This window comes from Galbibacter mesophilus, from assembly GCF_023721415.1.
GTDB classification, from domain to species: Bacteria; Bacteroidota; Bacteroidia; order Flavobacteriales; family Flavobacteriaceae; genus Galbibacter; species Galbibacter mesophilus.
Window position 1 is genome coordinate 1 of the sequence record NZ_JAMQVC010000001.1, and the last position, 20,739, is coordinate 20,739.

Annotated in this window: 12 protein-coding genes and 1 rRNA gene; 5 read left to right on the top strand and 8 right to left on the bottom strand. The window is 37.8% G+C overall.

The genetic code is table 11. From position 1 onward, the window contains the following. Positions 1-110: ribosomal RNA gene (locus NDQ75_RS00005) — 16S ribosomal RNA — on the bottom strand; the annotation flags it as partial. Between the two features lie 757 nt (positions 111-867). Then, entirely contained in the window at positions 868-1,551 is a 684-nt protein-coding gene (locus NDQ75_RS00010; RefSeq protein WP_262895549.1) for a DUF4294 domain-containing protein, read from the bottom strand. Between the two features lie 135 nt (positions 1,552-1,686). On the opposite strand from NDQ75_RS00010, the gene NDQ75_RS00015 reads away from it, so the two are divergent. The 5 genes from NDQ75_RS00015 (at position 1,687) to NDQ75_RS00035 (ending at position 7,094) form a co-directional block, all read left to right on the top strand. Continuing rightward, positions 1,687-2,775 (top strand): M42 family metallopeptidase, encoded by a 1,089-nt coding sequence (locus tag NDQ75_RS00015; protein WP_202028719.1) that lies wholly within the window; start codon positions 1,687-1,689, stop codon positions 2,773-2,775. A 19-nt stretch (positions 2,776-2,794) separates the two neighbouring features. Then, positions 2,795-3,346: an NUDIX hydrolase gene (locus NDQ75_RS00020; RefSeq protein WP_202028720.1), complete on the top strand. Its 552-nt coding sequence runs from the start codon at positions 2,795-2,797 to the stop codon at positions 3,344-3,346. Positions 3,347-3,420: 74 nt separating this feature from the next. Further along, positions 3,421-5,340 (top strand): DUF294 nucleotidyltransferase-like domain-containing protein, encoded by a 1,920-nt coding sequence (locus NDQ75_RS00025; protein WP_202028721.1) that lies wholly within the window; start codon positions 3,421-3,423, stop codon positions 5,338-5,340. Then, positions 5,340-6,011, top strand: coding sequence for a 3'-5' exonuclease (locus NDQ75_RS00030; RefSeq protein WP_202028722.1), 672 nt, complete (start codon positions 5,340-5,342; stop codon positions 6,009-6,011). Before NDQ75_RS00025 ends, NDQ75_RS00030 begins: the two co-directional genes overlap by 1 nt. 3 nt (positions 6,012-6,014) lie before the next feature. Continuing rightward, positions 6,015-7,094 carry a DNA topoisomerase IB gene (locus NDQ75_RS00035; RefSeq protein WP_202028723.1) on the top strand — a complete coding sequence of 360 codons (1,080 nt, stop codon included), beginning with the start codon at positions 6,015-6,017 and terminating at the stop codon, positions 7,092-7,094. 194 nt (positions 7,095-7,288) lie between these two features. On the opposite strand, the gene NDQ75_RS00040 is transcribed toward NDQ75_RS00035, so the two are convergent. The 6 genes from NDQ75_RS00040 to NDQ75_RS00065 form a co-directional block, all read right to left on the bottom strand. After that, a complete protein-coding gene (locus NDQ75_RS00040) occupies positions 7,289-7,807 on the bottom strand; it encodes a hypothetical protein (protein ID WP_202028724.1) in 519 nt (172 codons plus the stop codon). Between the two features lie 1,125 nt (positions 7,808-8,932). Continuing rightward, entirely contained in the window at positions 8,933-10,918 is a 1,986-nt protein-coding gene (locus NDQ75_RS00045; protein ID WP_202028725.1) for an OmpA family protein, read from the bottom strand. Positions 10,919-11,066: 148 nt separating this feature from the next. After that, a complete protein-coding gene (locus NDQ75_RS00050) occupies positions 11,067-12,005 on the bottom strand; it encodes a PorP/SprF family type IX secretion system membrane protein (RefSeq protein WP_202028726.1) in 939 nt (312 codons plus the stop codon). A 10-nt stretch (positions 12,006-12,015) separates the two neighbouring features. After that, positions 12,016-13,308, bottom strand: a complete 1,293-nt coding sequence (locus NDQ75_RS00055; RefSeq protein ID WP_202028727.1) for a gliding motility-associated C-terminal domain-containing protein — start codon at positions 13,306-13,308, stop codon at positions 12,016-12,018. A gap of 23 nt (positions 13,309-13,331) precedes the next feature. After that, positions 13,332-19,337, bottom strand: coding sequence for a beta strand repeat-containing protein (locus NDQ75_RS00060; RefSeq protein WP_251762005.1), 6,006 nt, complete (start codon positions 19,335-19,337; stop codon positions 13,332-13,334). Positions 19,338-19,662: 325 nt separating this feature from the next. Further along, positions 19,663-20,343: a Crp/Fnr family transcriptional regulator gene (locus tag NDQ75_RS00065; protein WP_202028729.1), complete on the bottom strand. Its 681-nt coding sequence runs from the start codon at positions 20,341-20,343 to the stop codon at positions 19,663-19,665. Between the last annotated feature and the right edge of the window lie 396 nt (positions 20,344-20,739).

Consider the following 20,739-nt stretch of genomic DNA (forward strand, 5'->3'; position numbering starts at 1 on the left):
GCACCCGTGCGCCGGTCTCAAAGGGAGCAAGCTCCCTTCTACCCCTCGACTTGCATGTGTTAGGCCTGCCGCTAGCGTTCATCCTGAGCCAGGATCAAACTCTTCATCGTTGATCGTTAAATGTCTTACTACCTCCAACGTCCAAAGTTCCAAGTTGGGACTCAAAATAATTTTGCTTAATTTTTTACTAGGTGGTTCCGCATCGCTACGGAACCATGCTGTCAACAATATATCAATGAACTTTCATTCTCTTTTCCTGTGCCCTCGAAAATTTTTCGTTTCGAAAGCGGGTGCAAAAGTAATGCTTCTTTTTGTTCCCTGCAAATATTTTTTAAAGTTTTTTTCGTTTCCGTTCCCGTTAAGGAAGACCGCCGAAACAACCGTAAAGAATACTTTTTAAAGAACGCCGCCCGTATCTCAGAGCGGGTGCAAAAGTAAACCCCTTTTCCATCCCGTGCAAGCTTTTTTTTAGTTTTTTTTCGGGACCTTCTCGCAAAGGACCAAAACACCCAAAAACCGCCGGAACACCCTATTTTAAAGAACTTCGCCCTGTCGTCGGGGCCGTGGCCTCTCCTGCAAAGCGGGTGCAAATATAGGAACTATTTTTTGTTCTTTCCAAATTAATATCTCAACTTTTTTAAAACCATTTCACAACATATTATAAACCTGATGTTTACGACATAAAAAAAATAAAAGAGATAACATATTCTCCCGTAAATCAGATTTATTGGGTATTGCTATACAATAAAAATCGAGAAATATTTCTTTCCAAAGGTGACAACTACCACCATTTAATTTTGAAAGAAAGGGTAGCTAATTTAAATAAAAAAAATGAATCTCACAACTACTCTTTTAAAAATCAGCACATTAATCTTTTTTAAAAGAAATTCTGTCATTAAAATCCCTCCATTTATTGGTTAAATCTGCATAATCGAAGTCTAATGCAGTTTCTTGTTTTTCCAATTTCCCATCCGCAAAGGCGCGCTGCAATACATCTTCAATTAAGTAATCCTCTTGAACTTCTTGCGGTTGGTATTCAATTTTCAAGTCTATATCAAACATGCTTGCGGTGGTATTGTACCAAAAGGCCCGCCAACCACTGCGTAACTCCTTCACCAAGTTAAAAGCGGTCTCCCCTGTTTGTCGGTGGATAAGCTTCACAAGAATTTGTCCTTCCGTGCGTGTTAGCTTTTTCAGTTCCGCAGAAAATTCATCTTCAATATACCTATGTATTATTCGTGTGTACTGTCTTCTTTTGGAATTGGACTCAATATTATCGAGTCTTTCATTTAGTTCGGTAAGCCTTTCCGAAGCTAGTTTTGCATAAGGATATACTTTAATTGTCTTCCGCTTCAATATATAATACCGTACTTTATCCTTGTAAGAAGCAAAACGCAATGGCTGAAAAATAATGACAGGGTCGAGTTCAATCATTTCTCTTGGAATAGTATCTCCTTCAAAAAAGTAATAAGGTAGGTTCAAAGAGTCCACTTCCACTTCAACAAGGGAATCCTTATCCTTTTCTTGCGACCAAAGGATAGATAAAGACAAAAAGCATACTATATATATAAGGTGTTTTAACAAAACTTGGCTTTTATGGCGTCCAAAAATAGCAAATTAGTTTAGGCTCACTTATTAAATGTATGTGAATATTAGTATTTTCGTGGACTTAAAATAATAAGATTCATGGCGAAAAAGAAAATTATCAACGACAAGTCTATTCAATTTTTAGAAAAATATTTAAACAATGCCTCCCCGACGGGTTATGAATGGGAAGGACAAAAACTATGGATGGAATACCTAAAGCCGTACGTGGATACATTTATAACGGATACGTATGGAACGGCAGTTGGTGTGATTAATCCTGAAGCTGATTACAAAGTTGTTATTGAGGGGCATTCTGATGAAATCTCTTGGTATGTAAACTACATTACAGACAACGGGCTAATTTATGTGATACGAAATGGAGGAAGCGACCATCAAATAGCTCCTTCTAAAGTAGTGAACATCCATACCAAAAAAGGGATTGTAAAAGGTGTATTTGGCTGGCCAGCTATTCACACCCGTGATAATAAAGATGAAAATCCGCCTAAACTAGATAATATATTTATAGATATAGGTGCGAAGGATAAAGAAGAAGTAGAAAAAATGGGTGTTCATGTTGGTTGCGTTATTACGTACCCAGATGAATTTTTTATTCTGAATGAAGATAAGTTTGTTTGCCGCGCTATTGATAACCGTGCTGGTGGATTTATGATTGCTGAAGTAGCTCGATTGCTTCATGAAAATAAAGAAAAGCTTCCTTTTGGATTGTACATTACCAATTCTGTACAGGAAGAAATAGGATTAAGGGGCGCTGAAATGATTACGCAAACCATTAAACCAAATGTAGCCATTGTAACTGATGTTTGCCATGACACGACCACACCAATGATTGAAAAGAAAAAACAAGGGCATACTGAGATTGGCAAAGGACCGGTAATATCCTACGCACCTGCGGTTCAAAATAAGTTGAGAGAGTTAATTATTGAGACTGCGGAGGAAAAAAATATTCCTTTCCAACGTATGGCAGCTTCCAGAATGACTGGTACCGATACCGATGCTTTTGCCTATAGCAATGGCGGAGTGGCTTCTGCATTAATATCTTTACCACTTCGATATATGCACACAACCGTTGAAACGGTACACAGAGAAGATGTGGAGAATGTAATTCAATTAATTTATGAAACGTTGTTAAAAATAAAGCCCAACGAAACTTTTAGCTATTTTGATTAACGCACAATTATTTTAAGGTTTGGATGAATATGTAGATATATTGGATAAGGAAGGAAACCCAACAGGGGAAGTTCTTTTGAAGTCTGAAGCACATAAAAAAGGACTTTTTCATCCTACAGTGCATATTTGGCTGTACTCTAAAAAGGGAGAAGTGCTTATTCAAAAAAGAGTTTCAACCAAAAAGACATTCCCAAACAAATGGGATGTTTCCGTGGCTGGCCATATAAGCGCTGGAGAAACTCCAATTAGTTCAGCTCTTCGCGAAATTGAAGAAGAATTAGGCTTAAATGTTAGTCAAGAAGCACTTGATAAAATCGGTATTCATCGATCTTCTGTGGTGCACAGTAAAGATGTTATCGATTGCGAGTTTCATCATATCTATTTGGTTGAACTAAAAAAACCTATTGAGTCACTTGAACTTCAGGAAACGGAAGTAGCAGAAGTGAAACTAATAGATATTGATGTTTATCTAGGTGAATTAAGAAATTATGCACTTATGAAAGACTACGTCCCCCTAGAACCTGATTATTTGGATCTGGTATTTTCTGCCATCCGAAGAAAAATAACATAAACATCGAGCCCCTGAAATTTCAGGGGCTTTTTAATTACTTTTGTTAAGATTGAACCAGACTACCATACAAACAAATGAAGAACACCATTGCAGAACGGGTTGCTGATTTTTTAAAACGCTTCCCCCCTTTTGAGCTTTTAAAATCTGATGAACTACTGAAAATAGCAGAGGAAGTCCAAATTCTTTATAAGCAAAAAGACTCGGTTATTTTTGAACAAGGAGAACCGGGTCATCATCAATTTTACGTAGTGCACAAAGGAGCAGTTTCCATTCAGCGAAAAGAAAATGACAATACGGAAACGTTGGACAAGTGTGACGAAGGTGATGTTTTCGGCCTGCGCCCAATTTTTGCCAAAGAAAACTATTTAATTAGTGCTATTGCAGATGAAGAGTGCATACTTTATGCTATTTCAATTGAAAACTTCCAACCCATTATTCAGCAAAACTACCGGGTAGGCGAATTTTTAATAGAAAGTTTCGCTTCCAACACACGGAATCCCTATTCAAGGGAGCATCGCGGTAGATTGTATGCCGAAGGCGAACCGAAGCAGGAAGTGGCTCCCGAGCTTTTCCAGTTGCAACCTGTAAATTTTGTAAAGAATATTATTAGCTGCACCAAAAACACTCCGGTTACTGAAGTCGCCAAACAAATGTCTAAAAACAACGTAGGTTCTGTTTTGGTGGTAGAAAACGATTTACCTATTGGTGTAGTAACTGATAAGGATATTAGAAACACCATTGCCATTGGCCTCTTCCCTATTGATGTGGACGTAGAAAAAGTAATGTCCTCTCCAGTAATTTGTTACTCCAAAGGGCTCACCATTGCGCAAGCACATGTAGCAATGATGAAGCATAAGATTAGTCACATTTGTATTACCAAAGATGGTACTCCAAATAGTAAGGTATTAGGAATTGTTTCTGAACATGACATCTTAGTAAGTCAGGGAAACAACCCGGCTGCTTTGATGAAAGCCATTAAAAGAGCCAAAAAAACCAAAACCTTAAAAGCTATCCGAAGCAGGGTGATGCATTTGCTCAATGGATATCTTCAGCAAAATATACCTATGACGCACGTATCTAAAATTATGTTTGAATTGAATGATGCCACTATTAAAAGGGTCATTGAACGGAGCATCAAGAAAATGAAAACACCGCCCCCAGTAAAGTTTGCATGGATGTCTCTTGGCAGTCAAGGTAGAAAAGAACAACTTTTACATACGGATCAAGATAATGCTATTGTTTTTGAAGACGTTCCGGAAGAAAAACTTGAAGAGACCAAAGCATATTTTTTAAAGCTTGCCAAAATAGCCAACAAATCCCTTAACAATATTGGTTACGAATATTGTCCCGCCGACATGATGGCGAAAAACCCCGACTATACGCTGTCGCTAACGGAATGGAAGCATCAATTCACAGAATGGATTACGCATCCTGGGGATGATGAAATACTTTTATGCTCTATTTTTTTCGATTACGATATCTCTTATGGTAATCCCGCACTTACCAATCAGCTATCTGATATTATTTTTGACCTTACTGAAAACAATTCGCTTTTCATAAATACGCTCGCATCCAGCGCGCTTAGGAGTCCATCGCCACTAGGCTTTTTCAGACAATTTTTGGTAGAAGCCAACGGAGAACACAAAGACTTTTTTAATCTGAAAAAAAGGGCCTTAATGCCTATTACCGATGCAGCGAGGGTTCTTATCCTTCAGCATAAAATAAAAAATATAAACAACACGGCGGAACGCTATGAGAAATTAGCAGCTCTGGAACCTGAAAATAGGGAGTTGTACCTTTCCTGTTCTTACTCGGTGAAGGCTTTATTGAAATTTAGGACCAAACAAGGATTATTACACAATGATACTGGAAAGTTTATTGAACTCGAAACACTATCCAAAGAAGAGAAAATTAAACTTAAGCGCTGTTTTAAATCCGTTAGCGACGTTCAAGAACTGTTGAAACTACGTTTCAAAATAACACCTTATTTATAATGGAGTGGTTTAAATTTTTTAAAAAAGCACCTCCCAATTACCCACAATTCTGGAAGGATTATGAACAGCAATTTGAAACAGGCTTGCCTGAAAGTATCCATGACACCCGTTTTGTAGTTTTGGATACAGAAACTACTGGATTCAATTTCATTACGGATAGAATGCTATGCATTGGTGCAATTTCCTTAAAGAATAATCAAATGAAAGTTTCAGATGCTTTTGAGGTTTACATTAATCAGGAACAATTTAATCCAGAAACTGTAAAAATTCATGGAATAATAAATAACTCATCTGAAAAGAGGCTAAGCGAAGAAGAAGCCGTAAAAAAGTTCTTAGCTTACATAGGAAATTCGGTTTTAGTGGCTCATCACGCGCATTTTGATATTGAAATGATTAATTGTGCATTAGAAAGAATAGGATTACCAGTTTTAAAAAATAAAGTTTTGGATACCATGGTGCTCTACCGAGCAACCCGGATTAAATCGAATTTGTTAAATAGAGAGAAGCAATATAGTTTAGACGAAATTGCAGAAAATTTAAATATATCGGTGAAAGATAGGCACACAGCTGCTGGGGATGCTATGATTACCGCAATTGCTTTTTTAAAAATAATTAACAAGCTCTTCACAAAAGAAAATAGTAAATTAAAGCATCTATTTAAAATTAGCTAGTTTGTGAAAATTTCTACCAAAGAACTTAATACTATTCTAACAAATCCGGAAGCGGCTGCAAAATTTGGAAACCTCGTTTATATCAATGAAGATAGACTCGACATTCTGCGTAAAAGAAGAGGTGAAGATTTTGTGTACCTGCGGGATAATAAACCTTTGAAAAATAGTAAAACTATTGAAAGAATTGAAAAGTTAGTAATTCCACCTGCATGGGAAAATGTTAAGATTGCTGCTATTGAAAATGCACATTTACAAGTAATTGGTGAGGATTTAAAAAAGCGAAAACAATATCGTTATCATGAACTATGGACTAAAATAAGAAATTGCACTAAATTTTATAAAATGAGTGCTTTTGGTAAAGCACTTCCCCTTTTAAGAAAAAAGGTAGATGACGATTTAGCACTAAAAGGGATGCCACAAAAAAAAGCTTTGGCCCTTATAGTGAGATTGATGGATGAAACCCATATTAGAATCGGCAACGAGTTTTATGCGAAAAACAATAACTCTTACGGTCTTTCGACAATGCGCACACGTCATTTAAAAACTGTCGATAATAAAATGAAATTTCATTTTAAGGGTAAAAGAGGAAAACAACACAAGATCACTATTAAAAACAAACGTTTAAAGCGATTGGTGATGCAATGCAAGGAAATTCCAGGTTGGGAGTTATTCCAATACTACGATGAAACCGGCCAGCATCAATCAGTAGATTCTGGGATGGTTAATGACTACATACATCAACTAAGCGGAGACCACTTTTCTGCAAAGGATTTTAGAACGTGGGCCGCAACCACAATTTTCTTCAACACTCTTTTTAATTACGGAATAGAATCTTCAGAGACAAGCATTAAAAAGAATATTTTAAAAGCATATGATGCGGCTGCCGAGGGATTAGGCAATACAAGAAATGTATGTAGAAAGTACTATGTACATCCTGAAGTGGTTAAGCAGTACGAAACAGGCTCCATTGAGTCTTATTTTCGAGGATTGAACAGAAGAAAAGAACAACCATATTTTTCCAAAGAAGAAAGTGCGGTATTGGATATAATTAAAGAATATGAAATTGTAATTGATTCCATATAGATTGTTTATCGAAATGATATCCAAACGGAATTACTACTTCAATTGATTTCATAATTCAGTAAGAATAGAATCATGAAAAAGCCGACTTTTTGGAAGTACTCCTAAAAAGCCGGCGAAGTGGTGGGGGAATATTTTCAAAAATGAATACACCAGAATTTTTTATTTTTTTATTTCAACGCGGTATTCTGCAACAATTACTTCAGTAATAATTTCAAGTCAGTAATTCTTTTTTTACTAGCAAACACATAAAATACAAGGGCCACAAATAATAAAGTAATGGATTTACCATTCCCTGCTATTAAATCATTTCCTCCTATATATAATGATTCGTGTTGAATCAGATTATCAATCAAAACATCTCCAAAAATAATTTTCAATAAGACTTTACTAATTTCGAAAATCGCAAAGAACAATATAAAACCAACCATCCTAACAATACTATTATTAACTTTTTTGAACACATGTTTGTGTAGTATAAATGGAAAAGCATAAAAGAGAACACTTAAAAGAAGTACAACAACACCGTAGCACCACTCTTGAGAAAAGCAAAACAAATCAGAAATATGCCAAGCAAAAGCAATGATTAGTATTTCTATTCCAAAACTTTTTTTTGAAATTCTGTTTGACTTATTTATTAAATCTATTGCAGCAAGCGCAAAAAGTATAAAAAAGAGTCCAAAATAGTTCCGGGCAATAATTGCCATTGATGACAAAAGGAGAAATTTAAAAATCCATTTTACGAGCGAACCTAAAAACGGAACATCAAAAAAAATGTATTTGACAACTTTCATTTTACTTTCCTTAAAAGACTTTTAAAGCGGGATTCATTTACGTGTCCGATAATAATCCCAAAAATGTTATTATTGAAAATTTAAAAGCACAGAACCACTATCGACTGATTTTGGATTTATATTTATTTTCGAATATGTTGATTTTTTAAGGGACAAATACTGACGGACATCATTTATTGAAGTGAAAATAATGTGTATGTTAGTAGATTTTTTTAAGGAAAGATTCTATCAAAAAAAAGCCTCGGTAAAATTACCGAGACTTTCCACAAATCAAATTACTACCAAACAAAATTAACCATTTACAATAGTCATTATCTTTATATTTTCAAACTGTCAAAATTTTTAATTCCATTTAAAATGTTAAAGAAAACTGGCAGCTAGTATGTCGACTACCAGCTTTCAATAACAACCCTCAAAATTCAATTAATAAACCCAATTGAGCTAAAAACTGATATCATTATAGTCAAAATGAAAATCTTGAAACCTGATTTCCAATCCAGGATTTGCTTCTGACCTTTCTTTTAATTTTTATTACAGTGTAAACTTACTCAATTAGAAACCTCCTAAACATGATGTACGTCATGTTTAGCGAAAAAAAATATACAAATTGAAAAATTATATTATAATTGAAGCTTTACTACATGATTTATAAAACCTATTAAACTTTCAAAGTCCGCCAACACTCTTAATTTATTGCAATTGATATTGATATGTATAGAGGACTCATGAAATGGTGCTATGGTTTAAGCATTATGTAATTCTGGGGGCTACTTATAAATAACCCTGTTTGATTTTTTAATCTTTGAAGCCACCCTAGTTTTACTTATATAAAAAAGCTCCAGTAAATTACTGGAGCTTTTTAAGTTGAAAACTCATATCGAGAAAATCTATTTGTCGCACAGATTATCGCTGCTCTTAGGTTCTAAGTTAAGGAAAACTGGCAGCTTTTTTTTATCGTTGGCATGACTACCAGTCTTCTTTAACGTCCCCCCAATCCTATCAGCAATTAAATAGGCTAAATAGAATTGTAATTAATTTTTATAAACTTTATTTCACTCCGTCTATCTCCATTACTATAAATTCACTACGTCTGTTATCTTGATACTCCATTTCAGAGCAAGTTTCGCCATCTACACACTCGTTCACTGGTTTCGATTCTCCAAATCCTTTATAGAGTAACCTACTTCTAGAGATACCATTCGCAACCATATACTCGTAGGTAGATTTCGCACGTTTTTCAGACAGTTTCAAATTATAGCTTTCGGCACCTTTACTATCTGTATGGGAACGAATGCTTACCTTTTTAACTTCTTTATGCTTCTTCAGATATGCAATAATTTTATCCAATTCTATAGCTGCATCCGAACGGATATTGGCACGGTCAAAGTCAAAAAGAATAGGTTCTAATTTTAGATCAGTAAACAGGTCCGACCCCGTTTTCACCAATACTATATCATCCAGATTATTGACTCTTTTACCTTTTGAAACCGCAATTTCAGAATTTATATAACTAATTTTTTTAACGCCTCCGTATTCATCTTTAATATGTACAGCATCTTTTTTAGCGATGATTTTATAATTTTTAAATCGATTCAAAGGAAAGTGATATGCCCCTTCCCGGCTGGTAACCATAGAATCTATAATCGTATTGTTTTCATCCAAAAGATAAACCATTGCTTCTGATAAAAGATTGGTTGAAACAACTACATCATTTTTGATTATTCGCTCGTAAACCAGACCATTCACTTCACTTACAAAAACATCTTTTATGGTGCTCAATTCTTCAACGGCAAAGATGTCGTCTTGATGTTCATTTCTATTTGAACTAAAGAAACCTTTACCATTGTCAATATTCATATAAAAAGCAAAATCGTCATTCGATGAATTTACAGGAGCTCCCACATTAAGTACATTTCCAAAACTATCTTTTTCCTTTTTTGAATAAAAGATGTCATAACCCCCTAATCCAAAATGTCCGTCAGAAGAAAAGTACAATTCATCTCTATCGCTAATAAAGGGAAAGGATTCACGTCCATAGGTATTAATTCCGCTCCCTACACTTTCCACACGTCCAATTTTCCCACCACTGTAAATAGGGGCATAGAAAATGTCTGTACCTCCAATAGCTTCTGGCCGATCAGATGCAAAATAAAGTCTATCCTCTGCTGGACTTAATGCCGGGTGGGCAGTTGAAAATCTATTTCCATTTATAGGCAATTCTTCTATATTCGACCACTTACCTTCTTTTAAAGTTGCTCTATAAATTTTTAAAACATCAAAACCATTTTCTTTATTCTTACCACTGGATTTTGTGAAATACATGGTTTTACCATCTTTTGTAAAACAGGCGCTTGTAGTGTGGCCTCCCCTAGCGTTAATTTTTCCACGAAGACGTTTTACATCATTATCAACCAATTCTTCATTTTCACTTTTAACCGCATAAAGGTTTAAAAAGTTATCATTTGTCCAACTGTCTTTATAATTTACAATACCTACAGAGTCCCTATTTGAAGAGAAAATAAAGTAGTCCTTGTAAAAAGCTGCACCATACTCCGTTTTATCAGTATTTACACCCAATAAAGGTTCTACGTTATAACGATTGGAATTTTCTTCTATCATTTGCAAGTAGTCCTCCAATTCATATTCCCCTCTTTTTTCTGCTTGCTGTGCTAAAAATAGTTGATAATATTTCTGTGCACTTTGCTTATCTCCTTGAGCGTTGAGTGATTGAGAGTAACGGATATAATCGTTCAAGTTAAACTTAGTATTGTCTGATGTTGAAAAAAGTTCTGTATATCCTTTTACAGCATCTTCATAGTTGCCATTGAAGTATTGCGAATTAGCCCAATATCGGTACATTTCTGCACTAGAATACCCCTTTTTTATTGCTTTTTTAAACGCATTTGAAGCATCTGCGAATGAAAGATTCTTATACATTTCAAGCGCCTTATTACTTAGGTATTTACCTTTCTGCGCTTGCACGGGTAGCATTAGTATGGCAACGATTGTATATATTATATAATTTTTCTTCATCTACTTAACATTTTATTTTTTACAGAATGAAACAAATAGAACTTGCTATTGGCATTGATTGCAATCTGATATATTAAAGGTGGTTTACGCCATGACCTTTAATTATAATTTCTCCATAAATTGATAGCAAGGGTTTGTAATCTTACTATTAGAAGAACCTCGGGTTTACTACTTTTCGAACTTTTGTAAATAATTCAAATCTTAGAAATAATTCGTGAGAACCCGCGTTGTAATTACCCAATGGGGTTGTATCATAATCATATGCATACCCTACCATTATTTGATCGCTTATTTGAAAACCAGCCAACGCACTTACTGAAGCATCCCACCTGTAAGCCAATCCAAGGGTAAGTTTTTGATCATACTGAAAATTACCTGATAAATCTACTGCTAAAGGAGCTCCCGAAACTGCTTTAACCAAAACGGTTGGTTTGAACTGCCAATCATAACTCAAATCGAAAACGTATCCACCTATAGCATAGAAATGCATTCGTTCTGAAGCTATCGAAATTTGTGAGTCCGACTGAGAATCATCATAACGTTTAGTTTCCAATAGGTTTGGTGCAGATAACCCAATATACCAACGATCGTTATATAAATAAGCTCCAGCTCCAATTATTGGATCTATCTCATTAACCGGAACCAAATTTGGGTCATTTGCAATCTCATAATTTAATTTATCAGGGTTGAAATCAAATAAATTTAATCCCGCTTTAACCCCAAATCCTAATTTGGTATAATTAGATAAATTGATGGTATATGATAAATCTGTAGTAATCGTATTTTCTACTGTAGGACCGATTTGATCGTTATTAAATCCTAATCCCAATCCTAATTTACTATACCCCAATGGTGTATTCATTGAGAAATCAAACGTTTTTGGCGCTCCATCCAGCCCTACCCATTGTGATCTATAGACCCCATTTAGACTAAGTACTTCCCTACTTCCCGCATAAGCAGGATTAATAGACTGTGTATTGTACATGTATTGGGTATACTGACTGTTCTGCTGTCCGTAGCACATGCCTAAAACGCTTAGCAACAACACTGTTAGTATAACAATCCCTTTATTCTTTAATAGTATCATTTCCTTCTTCTTAATTATCACTTACATATAAATAACCAGCTTTGTCGTACTGTTTCAGGCTTCCAAGACCAGTATCATAACTAAACCTAATAATATAGTAGTATGTGCCGCTAGGAAGGCCGTCTTCTGCCACAAGCGTTGCTCTACCTTCTGAAATTCCTGTAAAAACATCCTCTCCTAAACTTGAACCATAATTTTCGGTTTCAAAAACCTTCACACCCCAGCGGTTGTATATTTCCACATGGATGGTACTTTCAAGAGACGGACAGCGATCCTCTCCACTTTTAAACGCTATCTTAAAAAAGTCATTTCTTCCATCACCATCCGGGGTCACTGCATTGTAGACTTCTATTCCGTCGCAAGGGAGGGATTCCCCAACAACTAGTCCCAGCGTAAAAAACCCATCATGGGAAACCAGTGCGGTTACCGTTTCTGTATCTCGGTCGTACACACTATCATATACCGTCCAAGATTGATCTGTAGCATCCCACCAAAGGACCTTTATTCGCTTATTATCATCAATATCTTCAAATTCACTGCTTTCTGTACCATTAGCAGGAATGGTAAGAAAATAGTTTGACCCATCACCTTCACCGCTTTCAAATTCCCAATATTCGCGTTCATCGATTGCAGTAAGAGTGGTTCCTTTTGCGGCCGATAACCCATCAAATCTTATTGTGGGATCTTCACGATAATATTTTCCTCTTGTGTTTAACTCCAAACCGGAATTATTTCTAAAACCAATGGGACTGTAATAGTTTACATCTCCAGTAGGGAGAGGCGCATATTCCGCAGCATTTTCGACGTGTACATTTCCATCTACAAAACTTTTCTTTGAAGCGTTGACAACATTGCTCGCGCTACCAAGTCTGAAAGTGCCCCCATGATCATCATTGTTGACAATCCCGTTGGTAAAATCGGCTTCACCATCGATATTAAGATTGCCTTCCAGATAATACTGTGCGCCCTCAAGTCGGTTGACGAACGATACGTTGTACAGATACATTTCCTCATTTCCAGTTATCAACTGATTTGTATTGCCTATGAAATATGTCCTTCCTGTAGTCTCAAGACGATCCAAAACCCCATCATTTATAAGGTCGGCATAGATGTATGTCTCACCATCATTGTAAAGCTCTCCATTGTTCTGAAAGTCGTTGACCACCGAAAATTCCGTCCCAGGAAGAACTACCAAGGTACCTTCGTTGAAAGACTTTGTCGCCGTCCTTCCCTCTTGAGCACAAAGGGTATAGCAGAAGAGGGAGAAAAGCACTATGTGGATGTACATTTTATTGGTTCTCATAATATCGGTTCTATATTAAAGGCTTATAGTTTTCTAAAAATGTTTATAGACATTTTAGTGAGTAAAGCTTCATTATCGCCATCAAATCCTAAATAATTTGTTGGCACATGATTTACCGCCAAATTGTTATACCACGAGGAAACTTTTAAAATAAAAGTATATGACCCTTCAGTTAAATCAACAGACTTCAAAAAAGTTACTGGAGAAGGAAGATTTGACAAATTATTTCGTGCTGCTCCCACAGATAGATAAGCCGATGAAATTTTTACATCATTTTGATACAACCCTATTACGCCTTGTCCTGATCCATTACTGGATACTGATAAAACCACGTAACTTTGTACAGTAAACTGCACTGTATGCATCTGTCCCTCAGGGACATTTATTGTTAAAGCAAGCCCAGGAATGTTCTTCGTTTCTCCTTGGTTCACCACCAATCTATCTGTTCCTTGAAGATAACTTGAACCAATTAATCCGCCTATTAAATTTTTGCTATCAAAAACTATTTCCTGAGAATTACCCTTTTCAGATGTATATATATACCCTCCACTATCTGGGTGTTGAATTAAAGTAGACTCAGTTTCATTATTGCTAATATCTGCTTGAGTCAATTTTGCGCCACCATCACTGCCAACAGTTATTATGTTATCTGTAGCTTCGCTCACTACATTAGCTTCAAGAAGTGAACCTTCTTCATCCTTATAGGTAATAACTCCCGTCCCATTATCTTGCTCGAATTCTGTGACAGTTTCATTATTTCTAACATCAGCCTGTGTTAAAAGGGCTCCACCATCAATACCAACAGTTAAAATGTTAGCACTTTCTGCGCTTACTACCTCTGCACTAACAGAAGCGCCAGCTTCATCTGTATAAGAAATTACCCCTGATGCATTGTCTTGGGACAATGATGTTACCGTTTCATTATTTTTAACATCATCTTGAGTTAGTTTAGCTCCACCATCAGCTCCAACTGTAAGAATATTATCCGTCGAAACACTTACAACGTCAGCATGATGAAATAAGCCGTCCTCATCCGTATACCTTATAACACCAGTATCATTATCTTGAGTCAGCGAAGTTGTCGTTTCGTTGTCCTTAACTAATTGATCCATGTCGATAGTCTGTTCATCGCCGTTCCCGTCAACATAGGTAAATTCCTCCGTAGTCCCATCATAGCTTACGTTTCCACCTTCTTCAACATTTGGTAAGGAAATAGTTGTAGGCGTACCATCCTCGGAAGTATAGGTATACGTCCCGTCGTTGTTGTCGATCAAAGTGGTAACCGTTTCGTTGTCCTTCACCAATTGGGACATATCGATCGTCTGCTCGTCACCGTTCCCGTCAACATAGGTGAAGTCAGTTCCGTCGTAGCTTACGTTTCCGCCCTGACCGTTATCGTTTACGATTTTTGTGATTTCGTTGATAACATCCGCATCCTGCGCTATCTCCTCAAAATTGTTGATTACGTCCGCTGGAACATTGATTACCGTAACCGTTCCGTCCTCGGAGTTATAAGTGTACGTTCCGTCAGTGTTGTTAACCAATGTAGTTACCGTTTCGTTGTCCTTCACCAATTGGGACATATCGATTGTCTGCTCATCGCCGTTTCCGTCAACATAGGTAAAGTCAGTTCCGTCGTAGCTTACATTTCCGCCCTGACCGTTATCGTTTACGATTTTTGTGATTTCGTTGATAACATCCGCATCCTGCGCTATCTCCTCAAAATTGTTGATTACGTCCGCTGGAACATTGATTACCGTAACCGTTCCGTCCTCGGAGTTATAAGTATACGTTCCGTCAGTGTTGTTAACCAATGTAGTTACCGTTTCATTAGCCTTTACAAGTTCGTCTATTGGCAATGTCTGTGTATCTCCGTTTTCATCAACATAGGTAAGTTCCTCCGTAGTCCCATCATAACTTACGTTTCCACCTTCTTCAACATCTGGTAAGGAAATAATTGTAGCTGTACCATCCTCGGAAGTATAGGTATACGTCCCATCGGTGTTTTCGATCAAAGTGGTAAGCGTTTCGTTGTCCTTCACCAATTGGGACATATCGATCGTCTGCTCGTCACCGTTACCGTCTACATAGGTGAAGTCCGTACCGTCATAGCTTACGTTCCCGCCCTGTCCGTTATTGTTTACGATTTCCGTGATCTCGTTGATTACATCCGTATTGTTGAAAATCTCATCGGCCTTGTTGATTACGTCCGCAGCAACGTTGATTGTTGTTGTGGTTCCGTCCTCACTGGTATAGATATATGTAGCACTGCCAGATGGCGTTTCCGTTAAAGTGGTCAACGTCTCGTTGTCCTTTACGGTCTGTGCGATATCGATCGTCTGCTCGTCGCCGTTCCCGTCAACGTAGGTAAAGTCCGTACCGTCATAGCTCACGTTTCCGCCCTGGCCGTTGTCATTTACAATTTTTGTGATTTCGTTGATAACATCCGCATCCTGTGCAATTTCCTCAAAATTGTTGATTACGTCCGCAGCAACGTTGATTGTTGTTGTGGTTCCGTCCTCACTGGTATAGATATATGTAGCACTGCCAGATGGCGTTTCCGTTAAAGTGGTCAACGTCTCGTTGTCCTTTACGGTCTGTGCGATATCGATCGTCTGCTCGTCGCCGTTCCCGTCAACGTAGGTAAAGTCCGTACCGTCATAGCTCACGTTTCCGCCCTGGCCGTTGTCGTTTACAATTTTTGTGATTTCGTTGATAACATCCGCATCCTGTGCAATTTCCTCAAAATTGTTGATTACGTCCGCAGCAACGTTGATCGTTGTTGTGGTTCCATCCTCACTGGTATAGATATATGTAGCACTTCCAGATGGCGTTTCCGTTAAGGTGGTCAACGTCTCGTTGTCCTTTACGGTCTGCGCAATATCGATTGTCTGCTCATCGCCGTTCCCGTCAACGTAGGTAAAGTCCGTACCGTCATAGCTTACGTTTCCGCCCTGGCCGTTATTGTTTACGATTTCCGTGATCTCGTTAATTACATCCGTATTGTTGAAAATCTCATCGGCCTTGTTGATTACGTCGGCCGCAACGTTGATCGTTGTTGTGGTTCCGTCCTCACTGGTGTAGATATATGTTGCGCTGCCGGTTGCAGTTTCCGTTAAAGTGGTCAACGTCTCGTTGTCCTTTACGGTCTGTGCGATATCGATCGTCTGCTCGTCACCGTTTCCGTCAACATAGGTGAAATCAGTTCCGTCATAGCTCACATTTCCGCCCTGACCGTTGTCGTTTACGATTTTTGTGATTTCGTTGATAACATCCGCATCCTGTGCGATTTCCTCAAAATTGTTGATCACGTCAGCTGGAACATTGATTACCGTAACCGTTCCGTCCTCGGAGTTATAGGTGTACGTCCCGTCGTTGTTGTTTATTAGAGTCGTCAACGTCTCATTATCTTTCACCAATTGCGACATATCGATGGTCTGCTCATCGCCGTTTCCGTCTACATAGGTAAAATCCGTTCCGTCATAGCTCACGTTTCCGCCCTGACCGTTGTCGTTTACGATTTTTGTGATTTCGTTGATAACATCCGCATCCTGTGCAATTTCCTCAAAATTGTTGATTACGTCCGCTGGAACATCGATAATGGTAGGCGTACCGTCCTCGGAATTATAGGTGTACGTCCCGTCGTTGTTGTTTATTAGAGTCGTCAACGTCTCATTATCTTTCACCAATTGCGACATATCGATGGTCTGCTCATCACCGTTTTCGTCAACGTAGATAAAGTCCGTACCGTCATAGCTTACGTTTCCGCCCTGACCGTTGTTGTTTACGATTTCCGTAACCTTGTTTATTACATCCGTATTGTTGAAGATCTCATCGGCCTTGTTGATTACGTCCGCAGCAACGTTGATTGTTGTTGTGGTTCCGTCCTCACTGGTGTAGATATATGTAGCACTTCCAGATGGCGTTTCCGTTAAAGTGGTCAACGTCTCGTTGTCCTTTACGGTCTGTGCAATATCGATCGTCTGCTCGTCACCGTTTTCGTCAACATAGCTGAAGTCCGTACCGTCATAGCTTACGTTTCCGCCCTGTCCGTTGTTGTTTACGATTTCCGTAACCTTATTTATTACATCCGTATTGTTGAAGATCTCTTCTGCCTTGTTGATTACGTCCGCAGCAACGTTGATCGTTGTTGTGGTTCCGTCCTCACTGGTGTAGATATATGTAGCACTGCCGGTTGCAGTTTCCGTTAAGGTGGTCAACGTCTCGTTGTCCTTTACAGTCTGTGCAATATCGATCGTCTGCTCGTCACCGTTTTCGTCAACATAGCTGAAGTCCGTACCGTCATAGCTTACGTTTCCGCCCTGTCCGTTGTTGTTTACGATTTCCGTAACCTTATTTATTACATCCGTATTGTTGAAGATCTCTTCTGCCTTGTTGATTACGTCCGCAGCAACGTTGATCGTTGTTGTGGTTCCGTCCTCACTGGTGTAGATATATGTAGCACTTCCGGATGGCGTTTCCGTTAAAGTGGTCAACGTCTCGTTGTCCTTTACAGTCTGTGCGATATCGATCGTCTGCTCGTCCCCGTTACCGTCAACGTAAGTGAAGTCCGTACCGTCATAGCTTACGTTTCCGCCCTGACCGTTGTTGTTTACGATTTCCGTAACCTTGTTGATTACGTCCGTATTATTGAAGATCTCTTCGGCCTTGTTGATTACGTCCGCAGCAACGTTGATCGTTGTTGTGGTTCCGTCCTCACTGGTATAGACATATGTAGCACTGCCGGTTGCAGTTTCCGTTAAAGTTGTCAACGTCTCGTTGTCCTTTACGGTCTGTGCGATATCGATCGTCTGCTCGTCACCGTTTCCGTCAACATAGGTAAAGTCAGTTCCGTCATAGCTTACGTTTCCGCCCTGACCGTTGTTGTTTACGATTTCCGTAACCTTGTTGATCACGTCCGTATTGTTGAAGATCTCATCGGCCTTGTTGATTACGTCCGCCGCAACGTTGATCGTTGTTGTGGTTCCGTCCTCACTGGTGTAGATATATGTAGCGCTGCCGGTTGCAGTTTCCGTTAAAGTGGTCAACGTCTCGTTGTCCTTTACGGTCTGTGCCATATCGATTGTTTGCTCGTCGCCGTTTCCGTCAACATAGGTAAAATCCGTTCCGTCATAGCTCACGTTTCCGCCCTGACCGTTGTCGTTTACGATTTTTGTGATTTCGTTGATAACATCCGCATCCTGTGCAATTTCCTCAAAATTGTTGATTACGTCCGCTGGAACATTGATTACCGTAACCGTTCCGTCCTCGGAGTTATAGGTGTACGTCCCGTCGTTGTTGTTTATTAGAGTCGTCAACGTTTCGTTCGACCTTACAATATCTTCAATATCAATTGTTTGATTGTTCCCGTCTTCATCTACATAGGTAAAGGAGTCGCCATCATATTTTACGTTTCCGCCGATCTCCGTGTTCTCGAAGACATTGGTAATCTGGTTTACAACATTGGGATCCTGTACGATCTCCTCAAAGTTGTTGATCACATCTGCAGGTACGTCAATAATAGTAGGTGTCCCGTCTTCCGAAGTATAGGTATACGTCCCGTCATTATTGTTTATTAGAGTCGTCAACGTTTCGTTAGACCGAACAACTTCTTCAATAGTAATATTCTGCTCATCACCGTTTGCATCAACGTAGGTGAAATTGTTTGTCAATGGATTGTAAATAACTACGTTGTCGGGAGTATTGCCTCCCACCACATCACTAGTATTTAAAATTCGCATCCATCTTTTATCATTGTTACTCCAATAATAATAGCCTGGTTTTATATTGGTACTATTGGTGATGTTGAACACCAACAAACTGTTAACATTTCCATTAGTGATGGTTGTCACATCGGTAATGGAGCTCAATGCTACTCGAGGGATTAAGACACCCCTATCGCTGGCCACAACATCTAATTGAGCCGATCCGTCAGGGATACTTGTTCCAATGCCCACCTGAGAAAACCCAGAATACATAGTCATCATTGAAAAAACAAATAGCCCCTTGAAAAGTAATCCTTTTCTCATACAATAAAATTTAACTTACCTTAATGATTTTTATGGGGCAAAACTATAATGATGTTATCATTCACAACATGACGGCCATCATGTATGCAAAAAAAATCGGACTTAATTAACTGATTTTGTAATAAGTAAAAGCTCTTTAGCCCAAGTATGGCCAACCGTAAAGATTACTTTGACGCACTATTTTTTATTAACAAAATTGTTACAAAAAAAACCGCAAGGAGAAGAATCTCTTTGCGGAATTATAACAAAAAACCAAAAAGTATGTCTCAACTTTTTATTTTTCAACATCTATTTACTACTAGTTAAAAGGGTAAAAAACGCTAACTTATACAGTTCTTTTTTCTAACTCTGCTACGTTAAGTGAAATTGTCCTTTTATCTAAAAACTTTATCAATTTATTTTTCTTTAATTCTGACAAGACTCTAATGCAACTTTCTGGAGTGGTTCCCACTAAAGAAGCTAATTCTTCTCTTGTCAATTTAATTCTTAAGTCTCCGGATTCTGACTCCCCATAATTTTCAAACAACAACAATAACATTTTTATAATTCTTTCTCGAACCGTTTTATGGGTCATGGTTGTTATGTATTCCTCAGTCAAATCCAAATCTTGACAAATCGTATGGAATATTTCAATATTAAAAATGTTATTCCGTTCCAAGAAACTCAAAAGCTCGTTTTTTGGAATATAACAAACAGTAACATCTTCAACCGCAATAGCATTGTACTTCGAAGGAGAGTTTGTAATAACTGCTCGTTGCCCGAACAACCCGCCTGAAGAAACTAACCTCAAGGTCTGCTCAAAACCATTGTCGTTAATCTTGGTTAATTTACACACCCCATTTTTGATACAAATCACTTTATTAACTACCTCGCCTTCGTAAAAAATAATATCACCTTTCTTAAAGTTGATAGTCTTTTTGGAATCTTCGAGTTCGCCGATTTCATTTTTGTTTAAATATTTAAACAAACTACAATCGTATGACTTACAGTTTTTACAAGTATGCATTTCGCTTTGGTTTTAGTAATTCTATTAGGCATTGAAGAATTGCTTTGGATTAAGTTGGGTTTTAAACCTTTAATCCCTTTGGTTTCTATTGGACATTTTTTTTTGAAACCAAATTCAGAAGCTACTTCACTAGCCATAACAGAAAATTGGACATGCAAAATTATGCACATCTCGACCTAAGACTTTAGCATTTAGTTTATACTTATATCATAATAAGACATAATTTCCCCTTTCTAAATAACAGTATAGAAAATTACGTAACCATAGATAAATTTATATTGCAAATAAACAATCCTTTGCTTTATAAATTTATGATAGGCATCAGCCAATAATTAAAAGTTTTTGATTTTATGATAATTAGAACATTTACCGTTTAGACAGTAATATCGAAATGAA